Consider the following 750-nt stretch of genomic DNA (forward strand, 5'->3'; position numbering starts at 1 on the left):
TGCTGTTCCACGCGGCCGGGCAGGAAGTTGGCCGCGCCGAGGAAGTCCGCCACGAACGGGGTCCTGGGCCGCTCGAACAGCTCCCGCGGGGTGTCGAACTGCTCGATCAGACCGCTGCGCATCACCGCGATCCGGTCCGACATGACCAGCGCCTCTTCCTGATCATGCGTCACATAGATGACGGTCAGGCCCAGTTCCTGCTGGATGGTCTTGATCTCGACCTGAAGCTGGTCACGCAGCTTCTTGTCCAGCGCGCCCAGCGGCTCGTCCATGAGGATCACCGGCGGACGGTAGACCAGCGCCCGGCACAACGCCACCCGCTGCTGCTGACCACCCGACAACTCACGCGGCTTGCGGCCGCCGAACCCGGACAGGCCCGCGATCTCCAGCGTCTCCCCCACCCGCCGACGGATCTCCTCCTTGCCCACCCCGCGCAGCGTGAGCGGAAAGGCGACGTTCTCCTGCACCGTCATGTGCGGGAACAGCAGGTACTGCTGGAAAACGAAACCCAGACCCCGCTTCTGCGGCGCCAGCCGCGTCACATCCCGGCCGCCGACGGTGATGGTCCCGGAGTCGGGCTCGCAGAACCCGGCGATCATCATCAGCGTCGTGGTCTTGCCCGACCCGGAGGAGCCCAGGAAGGTGACGAACTCCCCCGCCGCGATCTCCATGGACGCCTCGTCGACGGCGACGACATCGCCGTACGTCTTGCGCAATGCCACCACCGACAGCGACTTGCCGGTCGCGGTG

General features: G+C 67.3%; 1 protein-coding gene. It reads right to left on the minus strand.

Translation table 11 applies throughout. From position 1 onward, the window contains the following. Positions 1–750, minus strand: a 750-nt coding sequence (locus ACP4J3_RS50815) for an ABC transporter ATP-binding protein (protein WP_426545109.1), incomplete at both ends; no start/stop codon positions are given.

This window comes from Streptomyces sp. UG1, from assembly GCF_049974585.1.
Classification (GTDB): domain Bacteria; phylum Actinomycetota; class Actinomycetes; order Streptomycetales; family Streptomycetaceae; genus Streptomyces.